General features: G+C 55.1%; 19 protein-coding genes and 2 pseudogenes. 13 read left to right on the top strand and 8 right to left on the bottom strand.

What is annotated here, in order from left to right; translation table 11 throughout:
* Positions 1-21: 21 nt before the first annotated feature.
* Positions 22-921: a LysR family transcriptional regulator gene (locus P3C52_RS16970; protein WP_275556113.1), complete on the bottom strand. Its 900-nt coding sequence runs from the start codon at positions 919-921 to the stop codon at positions 22-24.
* A gap of 115 nt (positions 922-1,036) precedes the next feature.
* On the opposite strand from P3C52_RS16970, the gene P3C52_RS16965 reads away from it, so the two are divergent.
* The gene (locus tag P3C52_RS16965) at positions 1,037-1,795 is read left to right on the top strand and encodes an SDR family oxidoreductase (protein ID WP_275556112.1); all 759 of its coding nucleotides are present in this window, start codon (positions 1,037-1,039) and stop codon (positions 1,793-1,795) included.
* A 161-nt stretch (positions 1,796-1,956) separates the two neighbouring features.
* On the opposite strand, the gene P3C52_RS16960 is transcribed toward P3C52_RS16965, so the two are convergent.
* Positions 1,957-2,808: a PhzF family phenazine biosynthesis protein gene (locus tag P3C52_RS16960; protein WP_275556111.1), complete on the bottom strand. Its 852-nt coding sequence runs from the start codon at positions 2,806-2,808 to the stop codon at positions 1,957-1,959.
* Between the two features lie 116 nt (positions 2,809-2,924).
* Here P3C52_RS16960 and P3C52_RS16955 point away from each other — a divergent pair, with 116 nt between their 5' ends.
* On the top strand, positions 2,925-3,548 hold the full coding sequence (locus tag P3C52_RS16955) for a glutathione S-transferase (RefSeq protein WP_275556110.1): 624 nt from the start codon (positions 2,925-2,927) through the stop codon (positions 3,546-3,548).
* A gap of 17 nt (positions 3,549-3,565) precedes the next feature.
* On the opposite strand, the gene P3C52_RS16950 is transcribed toward P3C52_RS16955, so the two are convergent.
* Entirely contained in the window at positions 3,566-5,014 is a 1,449-nt protein-coding gene (locus P3C52_RS16950) for a PLP-dependent aminotransferase family protein (RefSeq protein WP_275556109.1), read from the bottom strand.
* A 134-nt stretch (positions 5,015-5,148) separates the two neighbouring features.
* Between P3C52_RS16950 and P3C52_RS16945 the strand changes: the two are divergent.
* A pseudogene (locus P3C52_RS16945) lies at positions 5,149-5,388 on the top strand (LysE family translocator); the annotation flags it as partial.
* Positions 5,389-5,470: 82 nt separating this feature from the next.
* Here the strand turns inward: P3C52_RS16945 and P3C52_RS16940 are convergent.
* Positions 5,471-6,168 (bottom strand): IS1 family transposase gene (locus P3C52_RS16940; protein WP_094106546.1). Its coding sequence is split into 2 segments (ribosomal slippage): positions 5,471-5,919 and positions 5,919-6,168, totalling 699 coding nucleotides; the frame shifts between segments, so codons are not numbered across the junction.
* Between the two features lie 41 nt (positions 6,169-6,209).
* Here P3C52_RS16940 and P3C52_RS16935 point away from each other — a divergent pair.
* Positions 6,210-6,914 carry a YetF domain-containing protein gene (locus P3C52_RS16935; protein WP_275556108.1) on the top strand — a complete coding sequence of 235 codons (705 nt, stop codon included), beginning with the start codon at positions 6,210-6,212 and terminating at the stop codon, positions 6,912-6,914.
* A gap of 25 nt (positions 6,915-6,939) precedes the next feature.
* Here the strand turns inward: P3C52_RS16935 and P3C52_RS16930 are convergent, their stop codons facing one another.
* Positions 6,940-7,497, bottom strand: a complete 558-nt coding sequence (locus P3C52_RS16930; protein ID WP_275556107.1) for a diguanylate cyclase — start codon at positions 7,495-7,497, stop codon at positions 6,940-6,942.
* 247 nt (positions 7,498-7,744) lie between these two features.
* Between P3C52_RS16930 and P3C52_RS16925 the strand changes: the two genes are divergently transcribed.
* Entirely contained in the window at positions 7,745-8,071 is a 327-nt protein-coding gene (locus P3C52_RS16925; RefSeq protein ID WP_275556138.1) for a four-helix bundle copper-binding protein, read from the top strand.
* Between the two features lie 121 nt (positions 8,072-8,192).
* Here P3C52_RS16925 and P3C52_RS16920 read toward each other — a convergent pair whose 3' ends face one another.
* A complete protein-coding gene (locus tag P3C52_RS16920) occupies positions 8,193-8,483 on the bottom strand; it encodes a hypothetical protein (RefSeq protein WP_275556140.1) in 291 nt (96 codons plus the stop codon).
* Here P3C52_RS16920 and P3C52_RS16915 point away from each other — a divergent pair.
* The 3 genes from P3C52_RS16915 to P3C52_RS16905 all read left to right on the top strand — a co-directional run bounded on the left by P3C52_RS16915 (position 8,403) and on the right by P3C52_RS16905 (position 13,943).
* A protein-coding gene (locus tag P3C52_RS16915) for an IS1 family transposase (protein WP_094106546.1) occupies positions 8,403-9,100 on the top strand; the annotation gives its coding sequence in 2 pieces (ribosomal slippage) (positions 8,403-8,652 and positions 8,652-9,100; 699 coding nt in all). The genes P3C52_RS16920 and P3C52_RS16915 overlap by 81 nt on opposite strands.
* A gap of 421 nt (positions 9,101-9,521) precedes the next feature.
* Positions 9,522-12,617: a beta-galactosidase gene (locus tag P3C52_RS16910; protein ID WP_275556106.1), complete on the top strand. Its 3,096-nt coding sequence runs from the start codon at positions 9,522-9,524 to the stop codon at positions 12,615-12,617.
* A 63-nt stretch (positions 12,618-12,680) separates the two neighbouring features.
* Positions 12,681-13,943 (top strand): MFS transporter, encoded by a 1,263-nt coding sequence (locus tag P3C52_RS16905; protein WP_275556105.1) that lies wholly within the window; start codon positions 12,681-12,683, stop codon positions 13,941-13,943.
* A gap of 173 nt (positions 13,944-14,116) precedes the next feature.
* On the opposite strand, the pseudogene P3C52_RS20965 reads toward P3C52_RS16905, so the two are convergent.
* Positions 14,117-14,413: pseudogene (locus P3C52_RS20965) on the bottom strand (type VI secretion system tube protein Hcp); the annotation flags it as partial.
* Positions 14,414-14,661: 248 nt separating this feature from the next.
* Positions 14,662-15,359, bottom strand: a protein-coding gene (locus tag P3C52_RS16895) for an IS1 family transposase (protein WP_094106546.1) whose coding sequence is annotated in 2 segments (ribosomal slippage) — positions 14,662-15,110 and positions 15,110-15,359 — 699 coding nt in all. Because the reading frame shifts where the segments join, the coding sequence is not laid out codon by codon here.
* Positions 15,360-15,490: 131 nt separating this feature from the next.
* Between P3C52_RS16895 and flgM the strand changes: the two genes are divergently transcribed.
* The 5 genes from flgM (at position 15,491) to lldR (ending at position 19,116) form a co-directional block, all read left to right on the top strand.
* Positions 15,491-15,787, top strand: a complete 297-nt coding sequence (flgM, locus tag P3C52_RS16890; protein WP_275556103.1) for a flagellar biosynthesis anti-sigma factor FlgM — start codon at positions 15,491-15,493, stop codon at positions 15,785-15,787.
* Positions 15,788-15,798: 11 nt separating this feature from the next.
* On the top strand, positions 15,799-16,242 hold the full coding sequence (gene flgN, locus P3C52_RS16885; protein WP_275556102.1) for a flagellar export chaperone FlgN: 444 nt from the start codon (positions 15,799-15,801) through the stop codon (positions 16,240-16,242).
* Positions 16,220-16,426, top strand: coding sequence for a hypothetical protein (locus P3C52_RS16880; RefSeq protein WP_275556139.1), 207 nt, complete (start codon positions 16,220-16,222; stop codon positions 16,424-16,426). Before flgN ends, P3C52_RS16880 begins: the two co-directional genes overlap by 23 nt.
* A gap of 291 nt (positions 16,427-16,717) precedes the next feature.
* Positions 16,718-18,364 (top strand): L-lactate permease, encoded by a 1,647-nt coding sequence (gene lldP, locus P3C52_RS16875; RefSeq protein WP_275556101.1) that lies wholly within the window; start codon positions 16,718-16,720, stop codon positions 18,362-18,364.
* Positions 18,364-19,116: a transcriptional regulator LldR gene (gene lldR, locus P3C52_RS16870; protein ID WP_275556137.1), complete on the top strand. Its 753-nt coding sequence runs from the start codon at positions 18,364-18,366 to the stop codon at positions 19,114-19,116. Before lldP ends, lldR begins: the two co-directional genes overlap by 1 nt.
* Positions 19,117-19,151 lie beyond the last annotated feature (35 nt).

The raw sequence follows: 19,151 nt of genomic DNA, 5'->3' as shown, positions 1-19,151 counted from the left end.
ATTGTCATTATAGCTGCGCTGTTAAGCGGCGTAGCCTTTCATCACCTGCGTCAGCCATTCCATAAATACGCGTACCCGCTGGGCCAGATTGCGGCGATGCGGCCATAGCAGCGACAGCGGCATCGGGCGCGCATGAAAACCGGGCAGCACTTCCACCAGTTGTTGGTTCTCCAGCAGCGGCTGAATACCGTGGCGCGGCGCCTGAATAATGCCCAGCCCCGCCAGACAGGCGCTGCGATAAGCCTGCGTCGAATTTACCGTTAGCGTGCCGCCGGTCTGGATAAAGCGGCTATGCTGCCCGTCGTAATGCTCAAATCCGGCGGGTGCGCTGCCAAACTGCTGGCTGTAATGCACCATTGCATGCTGAGAAAGATCTTCCAGCCTGAGCGGCATGCCAAAGCGCATCAGATAGTCAGGACTGGCGCAGTTCACCATCGGCAGATAACCGAGCGTACGGCACATCAGGCCGGAGTCCTGCAGCTGGCCTACACGCACCACACAGTCGAAACCTTCACGAATCACATCTACCTGGCGATCGCTGCTGCTTAACTCCAGCTCCAGGCCGGGATAGTGCTGCAAAAACTGCGGCAGCTTTGGGATCACCACATCGGTTGCCATCGCTACCGGCATATCCACGCGCAAGCGTCCGCTAAGCGTAGCGGGTTCATTCTGAAACAGAGAATCCATCTCTTCCAGCGTGGCCAGCACATCGCGGCAGCGCTCGTAATAGACCAGTCCGTCCTGCGTAAGCTGTACGCGCCGCGTAGTGCGGTGCAACAGGCGTGTTCCCATGGCATCCTCCAGCGCCTGAATCTGGCGTGACAGGCTGCCTTTTGGCTGGCCCAGGCTGGCGGCGGCATGGGTAAAGCTTTCCATCTCGGCGACGGTCACAAACACCTTCATTGCGTGAATTTTATCCATTTATGCACCGTTTGTTATCAAAAATGAAACAATGAAGCGTTATCAGCATAGTTTATCGAATATTATGTTTGCAATATGCTGCTTTTATGTTCACTAAACAGACAGGGCACATAAAATGAGCGAGAAAATTGTACTGATTACCGGTGGAAGCCGTGGTTTAGGGCGTAACGCCGCCATGAAACTGGTAGAAAAGGGTGTTGATGTCATTATTACCTGGCGCCAACGGCAGGATGAAGCGGATAACGTGGTGGAGGAGATCCGCGCTCTCGGACGCCAGGCCGCTGCGCTTCAGCTGGATGTGGCAGAGGTATCAGGCTTTGCGCATTTTATCGAACAGTTGCAAGCGACGCTGCGAAGCCACTGGCAAAGAGAACGCTTCGATTATCTGTTTAATAACGCAGGCGTCGGCATGTATGGATCTTTTGCCGAAACCACCGAAGAACAGTTCGATACGCTGATGCTTACCCATTTCAAAGGGCCGTTTTTCCTGACCCAGAAGCTGCTGCCGTTGATTAACGATGGCGGACGCATTCTGAACGTCTCCAGTGGCCTGGCGCGCTTTAGTCCTCCAGGCTATGCCGCTTATGCATCGATGAAAGGCGCGATGGAAGTGCTGACGCGCTATCAGGCGCGCGAGCTGGGGCCGCGCGGCATCGCGGTAAATATTCTGGCGCCTGGCGCCATCGCTACCGATTTTGGCGGCGGCTCCGTGCGCGATAACCCGGAGGTTAACGCCTGGGTTGCCGCGCAAACTGCAATGGGACGCGCCGGAGAGCCGGATGATATTGGTCGCGCCGTGGCGGCGCTGCTCAGTGAAGATACCGGCTGGATTACCGCGCAGCGCATTGAAGCGTCCGGCGGCATGTTTTTGTAATCCGCACGTCGACAGGAGGCAGGCGTCGTGTTCCGGCAGCCCGCGCTGCCCGATTAACACAGGCGGCTGCCTTTGCTGACGTGGGTTTATGCCGTTAACGCGGGCGGCTGCCTTTGTCCTCCAGCCTTATGCTGTCAGCGTAGCCAGCAGCGACGGCGTAATTAAACGGCGAGCGTGCCGTCGATAACGGTCAGCGTTTTACCGCCTATCCAGATACCGTCGTCGCGGAACTGCACGCTTACCCGGCCGTTACGCTGAATCGCAGTGCCCTGGCGGGCAAGGTAATCATGAGATTGTCCCTGCGCTGCCAGGTAGCGCGCCAGGCAGGCGTTGGCGCTGCCGGTAATGGGATCTTCCGTCAGCGCGCCCTGTTCCACCAGCAGGCCGCGCACTTCATACTGCACATCGTCGTCGCTGGTCGGGCCAAACGGCATTACGCCGGTAACCTCAGCATCCTTCAGCAGCTGCGCCAGACGCGGCACATCAGGGCAAATATCCAGCACCGCCTGCGCCGACGCCATCGGCACCAGCAGCCAGCGAATCCCCATATCCACAATGGTCATCGTCTGCTGCATGTCGAAGGCTTCGCTGTTCAGCGCGGCAGCGGCGCCGGGATGTGCCCAGGCTTTCAGCGTGGCTTCCGGCGCGGCAAAAGCCAGTTCGCCGTTGGCGCTGACCCTGATATTTACCAGCCCGACGCCGCACTCCTGCACCATGCGGCCCGGCGTTTTACTCTGATGACCCGCCTCCAGCAGCGCATGCGCCGTACCTAAGGTGGGATGACCCGCAAAGGGCAGCTCGCCTTGCACGGTAAAAATGCGCACCCGATAATCCGCGTCAGGATGCTGTGGCGGCAGCACAAAGGTGGTTTCTGAAAGGTTGGTCCAGCGGGCGATAGTCTGCATTTGCGCATCGCTCAGCGCGCTGCCGTCAAGAATTACCGCCAGCGGATTGCCGCTGAACGGCGTGGTGCTGAATACATCGACCTGTTTAAACTGAATCGTCTGCGCCATCACTGCTCATCCCATGATGATGAAATTAAAGGCTGATACTGGCGCGTTTACGTTGCTAACGTCAATTGCGGCAACTATGAATAAGAGTATCTGGATAAAAATTCATGGCCGAAGATATGTTGAAAATTTTAGGACGCGCTTCTTCGATTAACGTGCGCAAGGTGCTGTGGCTGTGCGATGAGCTGGCGCTGCCGTACCAGCGGGAAGAGTGGGGCGAAGGTTTTAAATCGACGCACGATGCGCGTTTCCTGGCGCTGAATCCCAACGCGATGGTGCCGGTGATCAAGGATGACGATTTCGTGCTGTGGGAATCGAACACCATTATTCGCTATCTGGCGAACGCCTATGCCGGGGAATGGCTTTATCCCACGGCGCCGCGCCCACGTGCGCAGGTGGATCGCTGGATCGACTGGCAGGCGACCGAACTGAACACCGCCTGGCGCTATGCGTTTATGGCGCTGGTTCGCCAGTCGCCCGCGCACCAGAACGAACGGCTGCTGGCCGCCGCCTGCAAAGGCTGGACGTACACTATGGGCATTTTAAATCAGCAGCTGGAGAAAACCGGCCGCTATATCGCTGGCGACCACTTCAGCCTGGCGGATATTCCCATCGGCTTGTCAGTCAACCGCTGGTATGAAACGCCGCTGGAACACACTGATTATACGGCGATTCGCGCCTACTATGAGCGGCTAACCGCCAGAGAAGGCTATGTCCGCTGGGGACGCAACGGCACGCCGTAATCTACGCTGGCGGCGGTTCAACCGCGCCAGCGAGGCCGTTCATCGCAGGCCAGCGCGCCCGCGCGACTGATGGCGTAACGATAGCGATCGTCAAACGGATAGCAGCAGGAGAGACGCAGCGCATGGTTGGCGCGATCGCTTAAGGTGTAAAGCGCGCCGGGCGTCAGGCAAATCTTTTCCTGTAGCAGCCGATGAAACAGCGCCTCGCTATCAATGCCTTCCGGCAGCGTTATCCAGAAGACAAATCCGCCCTGCGGCCTGGTGGCGCGCGTGCCAGCCGGAAAATGGCGGGCGATCAGGGCGCGCGCCTCGTCGAGATTAGCCGCATAGCGACGGCGCAGCGTGCGAAGATGGCGATCGTAGCCGCCGGTCGCCAGAAACTGCGCCAGCGTTTCGCAGAGCAGCGCCGATTCCGCCATTGAGGAAAAGGCCTTCAGCCGGGCAATTTGCTGGCTGTAACGTCCCGCCGCCATCCAGCCGATGCGAAAATCGGGCGCCACGGTTTTGGTAAAGCTGGTGCAATAAATCACCCAGCCGTCGTGGTCGAAGGCTTTCACCGTCGGCGGTTGCGGCTCATGAAACTGCAGCTCGTCATACAGACCATCTTCAATCAGCGGAACGCGCCAGCGATTCATTAACGCCGCCAACCGCTTTTTGTTCTCCGGCGACATGCTGCAGCCCAACGGATTTTGCAGGCCGGGCATGGCGATCAACGCCTGAATCCGTCCTTCCTGCAACACCATTTCCAGCGCATCCAGCGACAGGCCGCTTTGCGGATCGGTCGGGATTTCCAGCGCCTTCAGACCAAGGCTGGCGAGTAGCGGAAACAGGAAAAAGTAGGTGGGCGTTTCCAGACCGACGCAGTCGCCTGGCCGCGTAGTAGCGCGCAGCGCCAGCTGAAGCGCCTCCATACAGCCGTGCGTCAGGGTAATATTGTCGGCGGTCAGCTTCATGCCCATATAGCTGGCGCGCCGCGCAATCTCTTTGCGCAGGGCTTCGCTGCCCGGCGGCAGCGCGTAGCGTCCAATCATTTGCGGATGGCGGCGCAATAGCGAGGCGGTAATACGCGCCAGCTTCGCCGCAGGATAAAACTCGCCGTCGCGCGGGCAGGCCAGGGAAATATTGATGTAGTCGGGATGATTCTGCGCGGCGAACACTGTATCGATCAGATCCAGCTTCGCCTGGCCCGGCGTGCTGACGGTAGCCTGATGGCCCGGCGTTTTTTCCGGCGCGGGCAGCACGCTGCGCACGTAATAGCCTGACTGCGGGCGCGACTCAATCAGGCCGCGATCTTCCAGCACCCGCCAGGCGCTGAGAACGGTATTAATGCTGACCTGCTGCGCCATTGCCACGCGCCGGATCGCCGGTAAACGGCTGCCGGGCAGCCAGGTGCCATCGTGAATGGCGCTGGCAAAATGATCGGCAAGCTGCTGGTAACGTCGGGTTTCAAGGGTATCTGTGGACACAGTTGCTCCGCGAATCGATGGGTACAATATCGCCCGGCCTGATTTGTACCCATGACAATACCCGTTTGCTGTCTCTGTTACCATTCGTAACCTCTGCATAACATAAAGCTTCTGTTTACCGGCCGGAGCTTGTCATGATCGATCCCACTTTTTTCAGCTATGTCACCGTAATGTCGATAACCCCAGGGCCCAACAATCTGTTGCTGGCGACGTCGGGCGTTAACTTTGGGCTGCGGCGCACGCTGCCGATGGTCGGCGGATTTGTGCTGGGATGCGTTATCCAGCTGTTATTGCTGGCGATGGCGCTGGAGTTGCTGCTGGGCTGGATGGCAGAGATCCGCAAGCCGTTGACGCTGCTCGGCTGCGGCTGGCTTAATTTATATAAAATAATTCCACTTTATGAAGATTAAATAATCTTGAGAGAGGCAAGGAAGCTGTTCAGGTAATGACTCCAACTTACTGATAGTGTTTTATGTTCAGATAATGCCCGATGACCTTGTCATGCAGCTCCACCGATTTTGAGAACGACAGTGACTTCCGTCCCAGCCTTGCCAGATGTTGTCTCAGATTCAGGTTATGTCGCTCAATGCGCTGAGTGTAACGCTTGCTGATAACGTGCAGCTTTCCCTTCAGGCGTGATTCGTACAGCGGCCAGCCATCCGTCATCCATACCACGACCTCAAAGGCCGACAGCAGGCTCAGAAGACGCTCCAGTGTGGCCAGAGTGCGTTCACCGAAGACGTGCGCCACAACCGTCCTCCGTATCCTGTCATACGCGTAAAACAGCCAGCGCTGACGTGATTTAGCACCGACGTAGCCCCACTGTTCGTCCATTTCAGCGCAGACAATCACATCACTGCCCGGTTGTATGCGCGAGGTTACCGACTGCGGCCTGAGTTTTTTAAGTGACGTAAAACCGTGTTGAGGCCAACGCCCATAATGCGTGCACTGGCGCGACATCCGACGCCATTCATGGCCATATCAATGATTTTCTGGTGCGTACCGGGCTGAGAGGCGGTGTAAGTGAACTGTAGTTGCCATGTTTTACGGCAATGAGAGCAGAGATAGCGCTGATGTCCGGCAGTGCTTTTGCCGTTACGCACCACGCCTTCAGTAGCGGAGCAGGAAGGACATCTGATGGAAATGGAAGCCACGCAAGCACCTTAAAATCACCATCATACACTAAATCAGTAAGTTGGCAGCATTACCCTCATTTGACTGGCATCGCTTTTTTCTTAATGATCTTCAGGCCTCTTTTTTAGGTGAAGTGGCTGTCAGGGTACTTATCGCCTACGTCATCGTATTCAGCTTTTTGAAAATATCTGGCCGACGCGGCATACGCCAGCTGTCACTGTTTGAACTGGTCATTATTCTGACGCTGGGTTCTGCTTCAGGCGATGTCACCTTTTACGATGATGTACCGGTTCTGCCGGTGTTGATGGTTTTTCTTGTCCTGCTGTTCCTGTACCGGTTTACCACCTTTCTGACGGCGCGCAGCCCTCGTTTTTCGCGATTGATAGAAGGCGATGTGGTCACGTTGATTAAAGACGGCCTCTATGAACTGGAGAGCCTGAACCGACATAACATCTCTGAAGACGAATTTTTTATGGAACTCCGCCTGAATGGCGTGGAGCATCTTGGTCAGGTTCGGCTGGCTATTCTGGAAATTGATGGTCAGCTAAGCATCTATTTCTTTGACCGTGACGACGTTCGACCCGGCCTCTCTGTGCTGCCACCCGCGCATCGTCAAGACTTTACGCGCGTACCTGCAGCAGGGCTTTATGCCTGCTGTCACTGCGGATTAACGCAGCACATTGCAGCACAGCGCGGCCTGCAATGCCCAAGATGCAACAACGACCTCTGGTCAGCGGCGCTGCGTACATATCGGGCTGGCGTTTAAGCCAGCCGGATTCGGCCCCGTCGGTTTAACTGGCCGCTTTTCTGGCTTTCTTCCCGCGCCAGTATTCTTCAAGGTAAGGCAGCATCTCCAGAACAAAAATGCCGGTAAGAACAGCAATGATGTAACCCGTCGGCAACGGATCCGCGCGCAGCTTCAGCTCAAAACGGGCTGGCTCGTCGCCGAAACCAAACAGCGCCAGGAACTGCGGCCAGTGTCGAGAAATAACCAGCAGGAGCGCCATCAGGGGAACCATCTCCAGGAAGCTGTGTACGTGCTGCTCAATCGGGGAAACCCGCCTTGCGGTGACGGCATAGCTGACATCCCATAAGGCGGTAGCTTCATGGCAGAAAAACAGCACCATCATAAATGCGATAACCAGCGCATTCACGTCCAGAAAAAGGGCCGAGAGTAAAGGCAGCCCCATCTCCAGAAACATCAGAATATGAATGTAGGTTTCTTTAAGGCCCGTTGTTGTTTCTATATCCGTTGCCCGGTGGCAAAGCCAGTCGGCGAAACCGGCAATAAGCCAGACCGGCAGTACAAAGTAGAGCAGCAACAACATTTGTGGATCGGAAGGATGCATAATCCTGTACCTCCAGGTCTGAAATAAAGAAGCATAGACTTATAGCGGTTATGTGTGCAGAAAAAGCAGGGAGCCAATGGAGAAATACCGTTTTTTGCGAGGAAAGTCATGCAAATATAATTAATCCCTCGAAAAAAATAAGATATCCGCCTCAGACAAGCAGCACCTTTCTCCTATCGCATTTGCAGCAATCCCTATTTTGTTCCAGGCTTATAACTTCTTTGCATTTAACGTCGGAGAGAAAATGATGTCTGAACAATATCGCAACTGCATTGAGGCCTGTTATATCTGTGCCGCTACCTGTGACTACTGCGCCACTTCATGCCTGAAAGAAGAAAATCTGGAGATGATGCGCGAATGTATCCGCACGGATATGCAGTGCGCCAGCATCTGTCGCCTGGCGGCAGAGTTAATGTCAATGGATAGCGAATTTGCAGTTCAAATTTGTAAAGTTTGCGCAGAAGTCTGCCAGCAATGTGGGGATGAATGCGCCAGACATGAACACGACCACTGTAAGAAGTGCGCTGAAGCCTGTTATCGCTGCGCTGAAGAATGTCGAAAAATGGCAGCCTGATATATAACAAAATTTATTTAGCTGCAGTTTACGGTAACGTTGTAGCCAGGCGTATGTTAATCGATGATTTTATATTCATCAGCCTGGCTGATAAAGGTTATTTTCTATATAAACTCCCGTTTTAAAGCCAGCAGAAAAACATCCTGTTGCTGAACAGGATATTTTCGCTGCTTTGCACCCGCTCTATTTGCTGTAAATATACCGTTCTGTTTTTCGAAGCAATAAAATCGTCTTTCAGCTTAACCATAAAAATACAGCTTAATAATATTGAACAGCGGTAATGCTGCCAACTTACTGATTTAGTGTATGATGGTGATTTTAAGGTGCTTGCGTGGCTTCCATTTCCATCAGATGTCCTTCCTGCTCCGCTACTGAAGGCGTGGTGCGTAACGGCAAAAGCACTGCCGGACATCAGCGCTATCTCTGCTCTCATTGCCGTAAAACATGGCAACTACAGTTCACTTACACCGCCTCTCAGCCCGGTACGCACCAGAAAATCATTGATATGGCCATGAATGGCGTCGGATGTCGCGCCAGTGCACGCATTATGGGCGTTGGCCTCAACACGGTTTTACGTCACTTAAAAAACTCAGGCCGCAGTCGGTAACCTCGCGCATACAACCGGGCAGTGATGTGATTGTCTGCGCTGAAATGGACGAACAGTGGGGCTACGTCGGTGCTAAATCACGTCAGCGCTGGCTGTTTTACGCGTATGACAGGATACGGAGGACGGTTGTGGCGCACGTCTTCGGTGAACGCACTCTGGCCACACTGGAGCGTCTTCTGAGCCTGCTGTCGGCCTTTGAGGTCGTGGTATGGATGACGGATGGCTGGCCGCTGTACGAATCACGCCTGAAGGGAAAGCTGCACGTTATCAGCAAGCGTTACACTCAGCGCATTGAGCGACATAACCTGAATCTGAGACAACATCTGGCAAGGCTGGGACGGAAGTCACTGTCGTTCTCAAAATCGGTGGAGCTGCATGACAAGGTCATCGGGCATTATCTGAACATAAAACACTATCAGTAAGTTGGAGTCATTACCTGATGTATTCCTCCCCCGTAGCCGCAACATTAGCTATGAGCTTAGAAAGATTTGTTTTTGTATCATAGAGATTCAGCTTTTGCATAAATCCTCCCTGCCCTGTTGGGTTGGTTTAATTTACTGCTCATTTTTCCTGCAAAGTTACACTAAGCGTACATTGGCAGTTATTCAACCTAATAGGTCCCAGGAATGATTAAGCTTTTGCTTAAGGCAATCATCCTGGGCGCGCTCCCTGTCAGGTGAATGATTAATATGCCGTCATCAATGCTGACGCCTGGCCATTCATATCCCCCACATTATTTGTGAGTCCCGTCACCGATTCCGGTTACGCGCCTTTACTTCACTGCAAGGCAAAACCATATTGCCTGTAAATGTGAGCGCATCGCAAAAACACAAGGAATCGGATATGATTGTAAAAGCAGGCACGCCCGCCGCCACTCCTGGCGCCATCCTCGCACGACGCGACTGGGAAAACCCGGCGATAACGCAGATAAATCAGCTTCCCGCCCATCCACCATTTTGCAGCTGGCGATCGCCGGAAGCCGCGCGCGACGACGCGCCCTCTTCCAGCCTGCGCAGCCTGAATGGACGTTGGGCCTTTAGCTATTTCACCCAACCGGAAGCGGTACCGGAAAGCTGGGTTCAGCACGATCTGCCTGACGCCGACGAAATTCAGGTGCCTTCTAACTGGCAGATGGCGGGTTACGATGCACCAATTTATACCAACGTTAACTATCCCATTCCGGTCAACCCGCCGTTTGTACCGGTAGAAAACCCGACCGGATGTTACTCGCTCACATTTGAGATAGATGAAAGCTGGCTGGCGTCCGGCCAGACGCGTATCATTTTTGACGGCGTTAACTCCGCTTTCCATCTGTGGTGCAACGGCCACTGGATCGGCTACGCCCAGGACAGTCGTCTGCCGTCGGAATTCGACCTGAGCGCCGTCTTGCAGCCGGGCGCGAACCGTTTGGCGGTAATGGTGCTGCGCTGGAGCGACGGCAGTTATCTGGAAGATCAGGATATGTGGCGCATGAGCGGAATTTTCCGCGATGTGTCGCTGCTGCATAAGCCGAAGACATCCATCAGCGATCTGCAGGTGGTTACCCATCTGAACGAAAACTTTAGCTATGCCGATCTCAACGCGCTGGTTGTGGTAAAAGACGCAACCCCGGATGTGCAGGTCACGATGCAACTCTGGTTCGGCGACGAGAAACTGGGTGAGCGTCAGCAACCGCTCGGCAGCGAGATTGTCGATGAACGCGGCGCCTGGAAAGATCGCACCACGCTGCGCCTGCCGGTTACCGCACCAAAACTCTGGAGCGCCGAAACGCCGACGCTTTATCGCCTGGTGGTGCTGCTGCACGACGGCAACGGCACACTGCTGGAGGCGGAAGCCTGCGATATCGGTTTCCGTAAGGTAGAAATCTCGCAGGGCCTGCTGAAGCTGAACGGCAAACCGCTGCTGATTCGCGGCACCAACCGGCATGAACATCATCCTGAAAACGGCCAGGTGATGGATGAAGAGACGATGCGCCGCGATATTCTGCTGATGAAACAGCATAACTTTAACGCTGTGCGCTGCTCTCACTATCCCAACCATCCGCTCTGGTATCGCCTGTGCGATCGCTACGGGCTGTACGTGGTGGACGAGGCGAATATTGAAACCCACGGCATGGAGCCGATGAACCGTCTCTCCAGCGATCCGGTCTGGTTGCCGGCAATGACCGAGCGCGTGACGCGCATGGTGCAGCGCGACCGCAACCATCCATCGATCATCATCTGGTCGCTGGGCAACGAATCGGGCCACGGCGACAATCACGATGCGCTTTACCGCTGGATTAAATCCAACGATCCGACACGACCGGTGCAGTACGAAGGCGGCGGCGCCAACAGCGCGGCGACCGATATCATCTGCCCGATGTATGCGCGCGTCGATCAGGATCAGCCGTTCCCGCAGGTGCCGAAGTGGTCGATTAAGAAATGGATCGGCATGCCGGACGAGCATCGTCCGCTGATCCTGTGCGAATACGCCCATGCGATGGGCAACAGCTTCGGCGGCTTCCATAAATACTGGCAGGCGTTCCGCCAGCATCCGCGTCTGCAGGGCGGCTTCGTCTGGGACTGGGTCGATCAGTCGCTGACTCGCTATGACGAAAACGGTCAGCCGTATGCCGCCTACGGCGGCGATTTTGGCGATAAGCCCAACGATCGCCAGTTCTGTATGAACGGCCTGGTGTTTGCCGACCGCACGCCGCAGCCGGCGCTGTTTGAAGCGCAGCAGGCACAGCAGTTCTTCCGCTTTACGCTGAAAAGCGAAGCGCCGGTTCAGCTGGAGGTCGCCAGCGAATACCTGTTCCGCCGCTGCGATAACGAACAGCTGCTCTGGACGCTGGCGCAGGAAGGCCGCACGCTGGCCAGCGGTAAAGTGGAGCTGGATATCGCGCCGGAAGGTACTCAGCTAATTACGCTGAACGATCTGCCCGCCATTACCGCCAGCGGTCAGGTCTGGCTGACGGTACAGGTCGCACAAATCAACGCCACCAGCTGGTCAGAAGCGGGACATATCTGCGCCTGGCAGCAGTGGCGGCTGGCCTCTCCGCTCACCCTGCCCGCAGCGCCAGACGCCAAAGGCGAAGCGCCGAAGCTGACCGTCAGCGATCGCGCTTTTGATATTCAGCTGGGCGAGCAACGCTGGCAGTTCAGCCGCGAAACCGGCCTGCTGACGCAGTGGTGGAAAGCCGGTGAAGCGGCGCTGCTTCAGCCGTTGCAGGATCAGTTCACCCGCGCGCCGCTGGATAATGATATTGGCGTCAGCGAAGCGGCGCGTATCGATCCCAACGCCTGGGTTGAGCGCTGGAAAGCGGCGGGCTTTTATCAGATGGAGCCGCAGCTGGAGCAGTGCGAAGCGGAGCGCCTGAGCGGTGGAGTTCAGCTGCGCACCCTGCACAGCTGGCGTTATCAGAATCAAATCCTGTTTATCAGCCGCAAAACTTACCGTATCGACAGTGCTGGCGAACTGCATATTAGCGTGGATGTGGATGTCGCTTCCGGCATTCCGGCACCGGCGCGCATCGGCCTGACCTGTCAGCTGGCGCAGACGCATGCCGGGGCAAGCTGGCTTGGTCTCGGCCCCCATGAAAACTACCCGGATCGCAAACAGTCCGCCCGTTACGACCGCTGGCAGCTGCCGCTGGACGCGCTCTACACGCCCTATGTTTTCCCCAGCGAAAACGGGCTGCGCTGCGATAGCGAGTGGTTACAGTATGGCGACAGCGAATGGCGCGGCCGCTTCCACTTTAATCTCAGCCGCTACAGTCAGGCGCAGTTGCGCGACGTCTCGCATCGCCATCTGTTACAGGAGGAGCCGGGCAGCTGGCTGAATCTGGACGGTTTCCACATGGGCATCGGCGGCGATGACTCCTGGAGCCCCAGCGTCTCACCGGAATATCTGTTACAGGACAGCCATTATCACTATGAAGTGAGCTGGATGCGTCGTTAACGCGCGGATTGTTAGTCGGGGCAGGTCTGGCCAGTCTGCCCCGCGACCCTTAAGGAAAACACCATGTATTACTTAAAAAATACCAATTTCTGGATGTTCGGGCTGTTCTTCTTCTTTTACTTTTTCATCATGGGCGCCTACTTCCCGTTCTTCCCGATTTGGCTGCATGATATAAACCACCTCACGAAAAGCGACACCGGCATCGTTTTCGCCTGTATCTCCCTGTTCTCGCTGTTGTTCCAGCCGATTTTCGGCCTGCTTTCCGATAAGCTCGGCCTGAGAAAGCATCTGCTGTGGATCATTACCGGTATGCTGGTGATGTTCGCGCCCTTCTTTATCTATGTGCTTGGCCCGTTGTTACAGGCCAATATCTGGCTCGGCGCGATTGTCGGCGGTATTTACCTCGGCTTTATCTATAACGGCGGCGCGCCAGCGATCGAAGCCTATATCGAAAAAGTGAGCCGTCGCAGCCAGTTTGAGTTTGGCCGCGCGCGTATGTTCGGCTGCGTGGGCTGGGCGCTATGTGCCTCGATTGTCGGCATTATGTTCACCATCAATAACCAGTTTGTCTTCTGGCTCGGCTCCGGCTGTGCGGTGATCCTCGCTATTCTGCTGTTTATCGCCAAACCGCAGGCGCAGCCTTCCGCTGAGGTGGCCGACTCGCTGGGCGCTAACCACTCGCCCTTCAGCCTGCGCCTGGCGCTGGAACTGTTTAAAAACCGCAAGCTGTGGTTCCTGTCGCTGTATGTGGTCGGCGTTTCCTGTACCTATGACGTGTTCGACCAACAGTTCGCTAACTTCTTTACCTCATTCTTTACCACCGGCGAACAGGGAACCCGCGTCTTTGGCTATGTCACCACGATGGGCGAACTGCTGAACGCCAGCATCATGTTTTTTGCGCCGCTGATTGTGAACCGCATCGGCGGGAAAAATGCACTGCTGCTGGCAGGCGCCATTATGTCAGTGCGCATTATCGGCTCTTCTTTCGCCACGTCGGCGCTGGAAGTGATTGTGTTGAAAACGCTGCATATGTTTGAGGTGCCATTCCTGATTGTCGGCTGCTTTAAATACATTACCAGCCAGTTCGAGGTGCGCTTCTCGGCCACGATTTATCTGGTCTGCTTCTGTTTCTTTAAACAGCTGTCGATGATCTTTATGTCGCTGTTCGCAGGCTATATGTATGACAGCATGGGCTTCCACGGCGCTTACCTGGTGCTGGGTCTGGTGGCGTTGACCTTCACGCTGATCTCGGTGTTTACGCTCAGCGGCGACGGCCCGTTAAGCGTGCTGCGCGCGCGCGGTAAGAAAGAGGTGAAAGCGGCCTGATTGATGTAACGCGGAAGCTGAATGTCGGTTGCCTGTGGCGACCGGCATTTTCGCGCGACGCTCAGAAGGCGAAGTCGTGTACGGTAAGCCTGTTTTTGAATGGGCTTTACTCTTGCAGCAGAACGCATATTCTGGCGAAGACTGAAACGGTTCGCTTCTGGCTGAAAAACGCATCAGCCAGTGCAACGATCATTCCATGTATCGCGGTAAATAATATTGCTCTCCGTATATTTCCAGGTAATCGCCTCATAACGTAATTCAAGCGTTTCCAGATGCGTGCTGCTCAGCCCGTTGGGAGAGAGGTAAGGTGAAACCGTCGTGATTTTGACGTTCTCCAGAATGATATTGAAATACTTAGATTCCATACCAGCGAGCCATTATGGATTTTCGCTGGCTATTTTTTTATATAGCTCGCTATTATTTTAAATCGCCTGGTATTTCATAAAATATGGCTGCCATTTTTATATTATGCCAATAGCCCGTGCCTGAACTTTAGTGGCAGCTATTAATTAAGCGCGTAAAAAGTTTATTGATTCAGACAGAAAAGGAGAAAAGTAGATCAGGAAGGATCATTGAGATCTAAAAAGCAGGATTTGTTGTCTGTTTTGCCCGAATTTATCTGCCGTTATGGCCGTTAAGCGAAGGGTTACTGGAACAGCAGCATAATCTGCGACAGGCGGGCAAAGATCAGTTCCATCAGGTGGGTAATGACTCCAACTTACTGATAGTGTTTTATGTTCAGATAATGCCCGATGACCTTGTCATGCAGCTCCACCGATTTTGAGAACGACAGTGACTTCCGTCCCAGCCTTGCCAGATGTTGTCTCAGATTCAGGTTATGTCGCTCAATGCGCTGAGTGTAACGCTTGCTGATAACGTGCAGCTTTCCCTTCAGGCGTGATTCGTACAGCGGCCAGCCATCCGTCATCCATACCACGACCTCAAAGGCCGACAGCAGGCTCAGAAGACGCTCCAGTGTGGCCAGAGTGCGTTCACCGAAGACGTGCGCCACAACCGTCCTCCGTATCCTGTCATACGCGTAAAACAGCCAGCGCTGACGTGATTTAGCACCGACGTAGCCCCACTGTTCGTCCATTTCAGCGCAGACAATCACATCACTGCCCGGTTGTATGCGCGAGGTTACCGACTGCGGCCTGAGTTTTTTAAGTGACGTAAAACCGTGTTGAGGCCAACGCCCATAATGCGTGCACTGGCGCGACATCCGACGCCATTCATGGCCATATCAATGATTTTCTGGTGCGTACCGGGCTGAGAGGCGGTGTAAGTGAACTGTAGTTGCCATGTTTTACGGCAATGAGAGCAGAGATAGCGCTGATGTCCGGCAGTGCTTTTGCCGTTACGCACCACGCCTTCAGTAGCGGAGCAGGAAGGACATCTGATGGAAATGGAAGCCACGCAAGCACCTTAAAATCACCATCATACACCAAATCAGTAAGTTGGCAGCATTACCAACTTTAGTTATCCCCAAAGGCACCGATATTATTATTAGCGTTAGACGTCAACATACAGGTTTCGGAGAATAAAACATGAGCATTAATCATACGCTGAAAACGCAGCCTGTTTCGCCAGCCCATATTCAGCAGGAAGTGAAGCTCAATCAACGGAACCTGGCGAACAGCGCGAAAAGCAGTACGGCCACGGCGGAAAAAGGCACCGATGTTAAACTCAGCGCCTTAACGCAGCAGATTAAAACTGACACGTCCCGCGATGTGGATATGGAACGGGTGCAGCAAATTAAAGCGGCGATCCGCAACGGCGATCTGAAGATGGATTATGAAAAAATCGCCCAGGCGCTGCTGCAAAATATCCTTGACGATCGATAACAGAAGCCACAATGGAAACCTTACGGACTACGTTACATAAATTGCAGGAGACCCTTACCGAGCTGGAAGCGGTCATCGCTGAAGAGATCAAACAGCTCAGCTATGCGCAGGTAAATCCGGTTGCGTTGCAGCAGCTCTCCGATACTAAAAGCCGCCTGTTATCCACCGTGGCCTATTACGACGAGCAGCGCAAACAGGAAGAAACGCGCCTGCAGCTGCTCGCGCCCTACAGCCAGCAGGCGGCGCTGGCGGCGCTCTGGGAACGACTGCAACAGTCCACCCAGAAAGCGAGCGAAATGAATCTGCAAACCAGCCATTTGCTGAATATGCATATGCAGAAAGTGCGCAATCTCAATCAGGTGATGGATAAAGCTGTCGCCTCACCTACGCTGTATACCGCTGGCGGCCAATCCGACGATAAAGGAAAGGCACGTGCGTACAACATTACAATCTAAAAAAAAGCAGTACGACTCTTCTTGTGTGACTTTGCCGGCTTTCTTAACAGAAAGCTTTTTTTTTGCTTCAATCGTACAGGCAGCGGCAATGATACGGCTGCCCGCATTGGCTCCAGCACCAGCACCAACACCAACACCAACACCAACAGCTAGCACCAACACCATTACCTGCATCAACACTTAGCGCTTGATAGTTGGCTCTTAGCCGTCAGGTAACAGCCCGCCGCTCCCTTTCTTTCCCTGCTTTCTTTCTGCCTCACAAAATTGGTCCTACCAAAACAATCTGTTTGTGATCACTCTTCCAGCCTTAAATGAAAGCGTTACGCAAAGATTGCATTCCGTTCACCGCCAGATAAACAATAATTTAACATCTGCGCGCCTTTTGGTCTGACCAGAATCGACATCGCCGTTAACCGACGGCGGGTCGGTACTGCGCGTTCAGGCTTAAGGCGTAACGTTCTGGAGAACAGGCCCCATGCAAAACTGGCAGCAACTCTACGATCCGCTCGATAACATTTGGCTGTCGAGCCTGATCGCCGCGCTCCCCATTCTGTTTTTCTTTTTCGCTCTGACGCGACTGCGTCTGAAAGGCTATATCGCTGGCACCATTACGGTGCTGATCGCGCTGGCCGTCGCGCTGTTGTTTTACCGGATGCCGATCGATCAGGCGCTGGCCTCTGCCGTTTATGGCTTTCTGTACGGGCTCTGGCCTATCGCCTGGATTATTATCGCTGCGGTTTTTGTTTATAAAATCACCGTAAAAACCGGACAGTTTGAAATCATCCGCAACTCCATTCTCTCCATTACCGAAGATCAGCGTTTGCAAATGCTGATCGTCGGCTTTGCCTTTGGTTCCTTCCTGGAAGGCGCTGCCGGCTTCGGCGCGCCGGTTGCGATTACCGCCGCGCTGCTGGTTGGCCTGGGCTTTAAGCCGGTATACGCTGCCGGACTCTGCCTGATCGTGAACACCGCGCCGGTTGCCTTTGGCGCGATGGGGATTCCGATTATCGTTGCCGGACAGGTCACCGGTCTGGACGCGATGGCCATCAGTCAGATGGCGGGACGCCAGCTGCCGTTCCTGACGATGATCGTACTGTTCTGGGTGATGGCGATTATGGATGGCTGGCGCGGCGTGAAAGAGACCTGGCCCGCAGTGCTGGTTTCCGGCGGCTCCTTTGCTATTGCCCAGTATCTCACCTCCAACTTCCTCGGCCCGGAACTGCCGGATGTCATTTCCGCGCTGGTTTCGCTGCTGTGCCTGACGCTGTTTCTGCGCGTCTGGAAGCCGGTACGTATTTTCCGTTTCGATAATCAGGATAATGCCGCCGCGCGCAGCCCCACGCGCTATAGCGCGAGGCAGATTATCCGCGCCTGGATGCCGTTTCTGTTTTTAACCATCACCGTCACGCTGTGGAGCATCCCGCCGTTTAAAGCGTTGTTCGCGCCCGGCGGCGCGCTTTACGACTGGGTGTTCAGCGTTAACGTCCCTTTCCTGCATCAGCAGGTAGTAAAAATGCCGCCGGTGGTGGCTACCGCGACGCCTTACGCCGCTATTTACAAGCTCGACTGGTTTTCCGCTACCGGCACTGCGATTTTTATCGCCGCGCTGTTGTCGATTGTCTGGCTGCGGATGCGCCCGGCACAGGCGGTCAGCGCTTTTGGCGAAACGCTGCGTGAGCTGGCGTTGCCGATCTATTCCATCGGCGCGGTGCTGGCCTTCGCCTTTATTTCTAACTACTCCGGCCTTTCCGCCACGCTGGCGCTGGCGTTAGCGCATACCGGCAACGCCTTCACCTTCTTTTCCCCGTTCCTGGGCTGGCTGGGTGTTTTCCTTACCGGTTCGGATACCTCCTCTAACGCGCTGTTCGCCGCGCTCCAGGCAACCACCGCGCAGCAAATCGGCGTGCCGGAGGTGCTGCTGGTCGCCGCGAATACCACCGGCGGCGTGACCGGCAAAATGATCTCGCCGCAGTCAATCGCCATCGCCTGCGCTGCGGTTGGGCTGGTGGGCAAAGAGGCCGACCTGTTCCGCTTCACCGTAAAACACAGCCTGATTTTCACCTGTATTGTCGGGGTGATCACCTCGCTGCAGGCCTGGGTTTTCCCGTGGATGATTCCATGATGTCGATGGAAAAACCGCTTATCGATCGGCTGCGTCAGTTTATTGCCGACCAGCAGCTTCAGCCCGGCGCACGGTTGCCGGCAGAGCGTCAGCTGGCGCAGCAGCTTACCGTTTCACGCTCGTCGCTACGTGAAGCGATTCAGACATTGATTAGCGAAGGGGTGCTGATCAGCCGACGCGGCGGCGGCAACTTTATTGCCGAACAGCGCACTGCCGACTGGTCGGCCAATCGGCTGGTAATGCCGCTCAGCACGCTGCTGGCGGACGATCCCGGCTACCGTTATGACGTGCTGGAAGCACGCATCGCCATCGAGTCCAGCACCGCCTGGCATGCAGCACGGCGCGCCACGCCGGAAGACAAAGCGCACATTCAGCGCTGCTATCAGATGCTGCTGCAGGTCAGCGATCGGGATGACCCCGATCTCGCAGCCCATTCCGATGTGCGTTTTCATCTGGCGATTGCCGAGGCGGCGCACAATCTGGTGCTGTTGCAGGCGATGCGCGGGCTGTTCGATCTGCTGCAATCCTCGGTGATGCAGAGCCGCCAGCGCATGTACACCGCGCCGGAGATCTTCCGCCAGCTGGCGGTGCAGCATGAAGCCATCTGTCAGGCGATTGTGGCGGGCGATGCCGATCGCGCGCGCAGCGCAACCATCCATCATCTTGAATTTGTCGATGCCACCATGCGCAACCTGCATGAAGAAGAGGCGCGACGGGCGCGCAGTATGCGCATTCCGAACAGTAAAGCGTAAGGAAGGACAATCGTGATTATCTCATCAGCAAAAGA

The sequence above is a fragment of the Mixta sp. Marseille-Q2659 genome, assembly GCF_940807255.1.
Classification (GTDB): domain Bacteria; phylum Pseudomonadota; class Gammaproteobacteria; order Enterobacterales; family Enterobacteriaceae; genus Mixta.
This window is presented reverse-complemented; position numbering and strand designations above follow the sequence as displayed.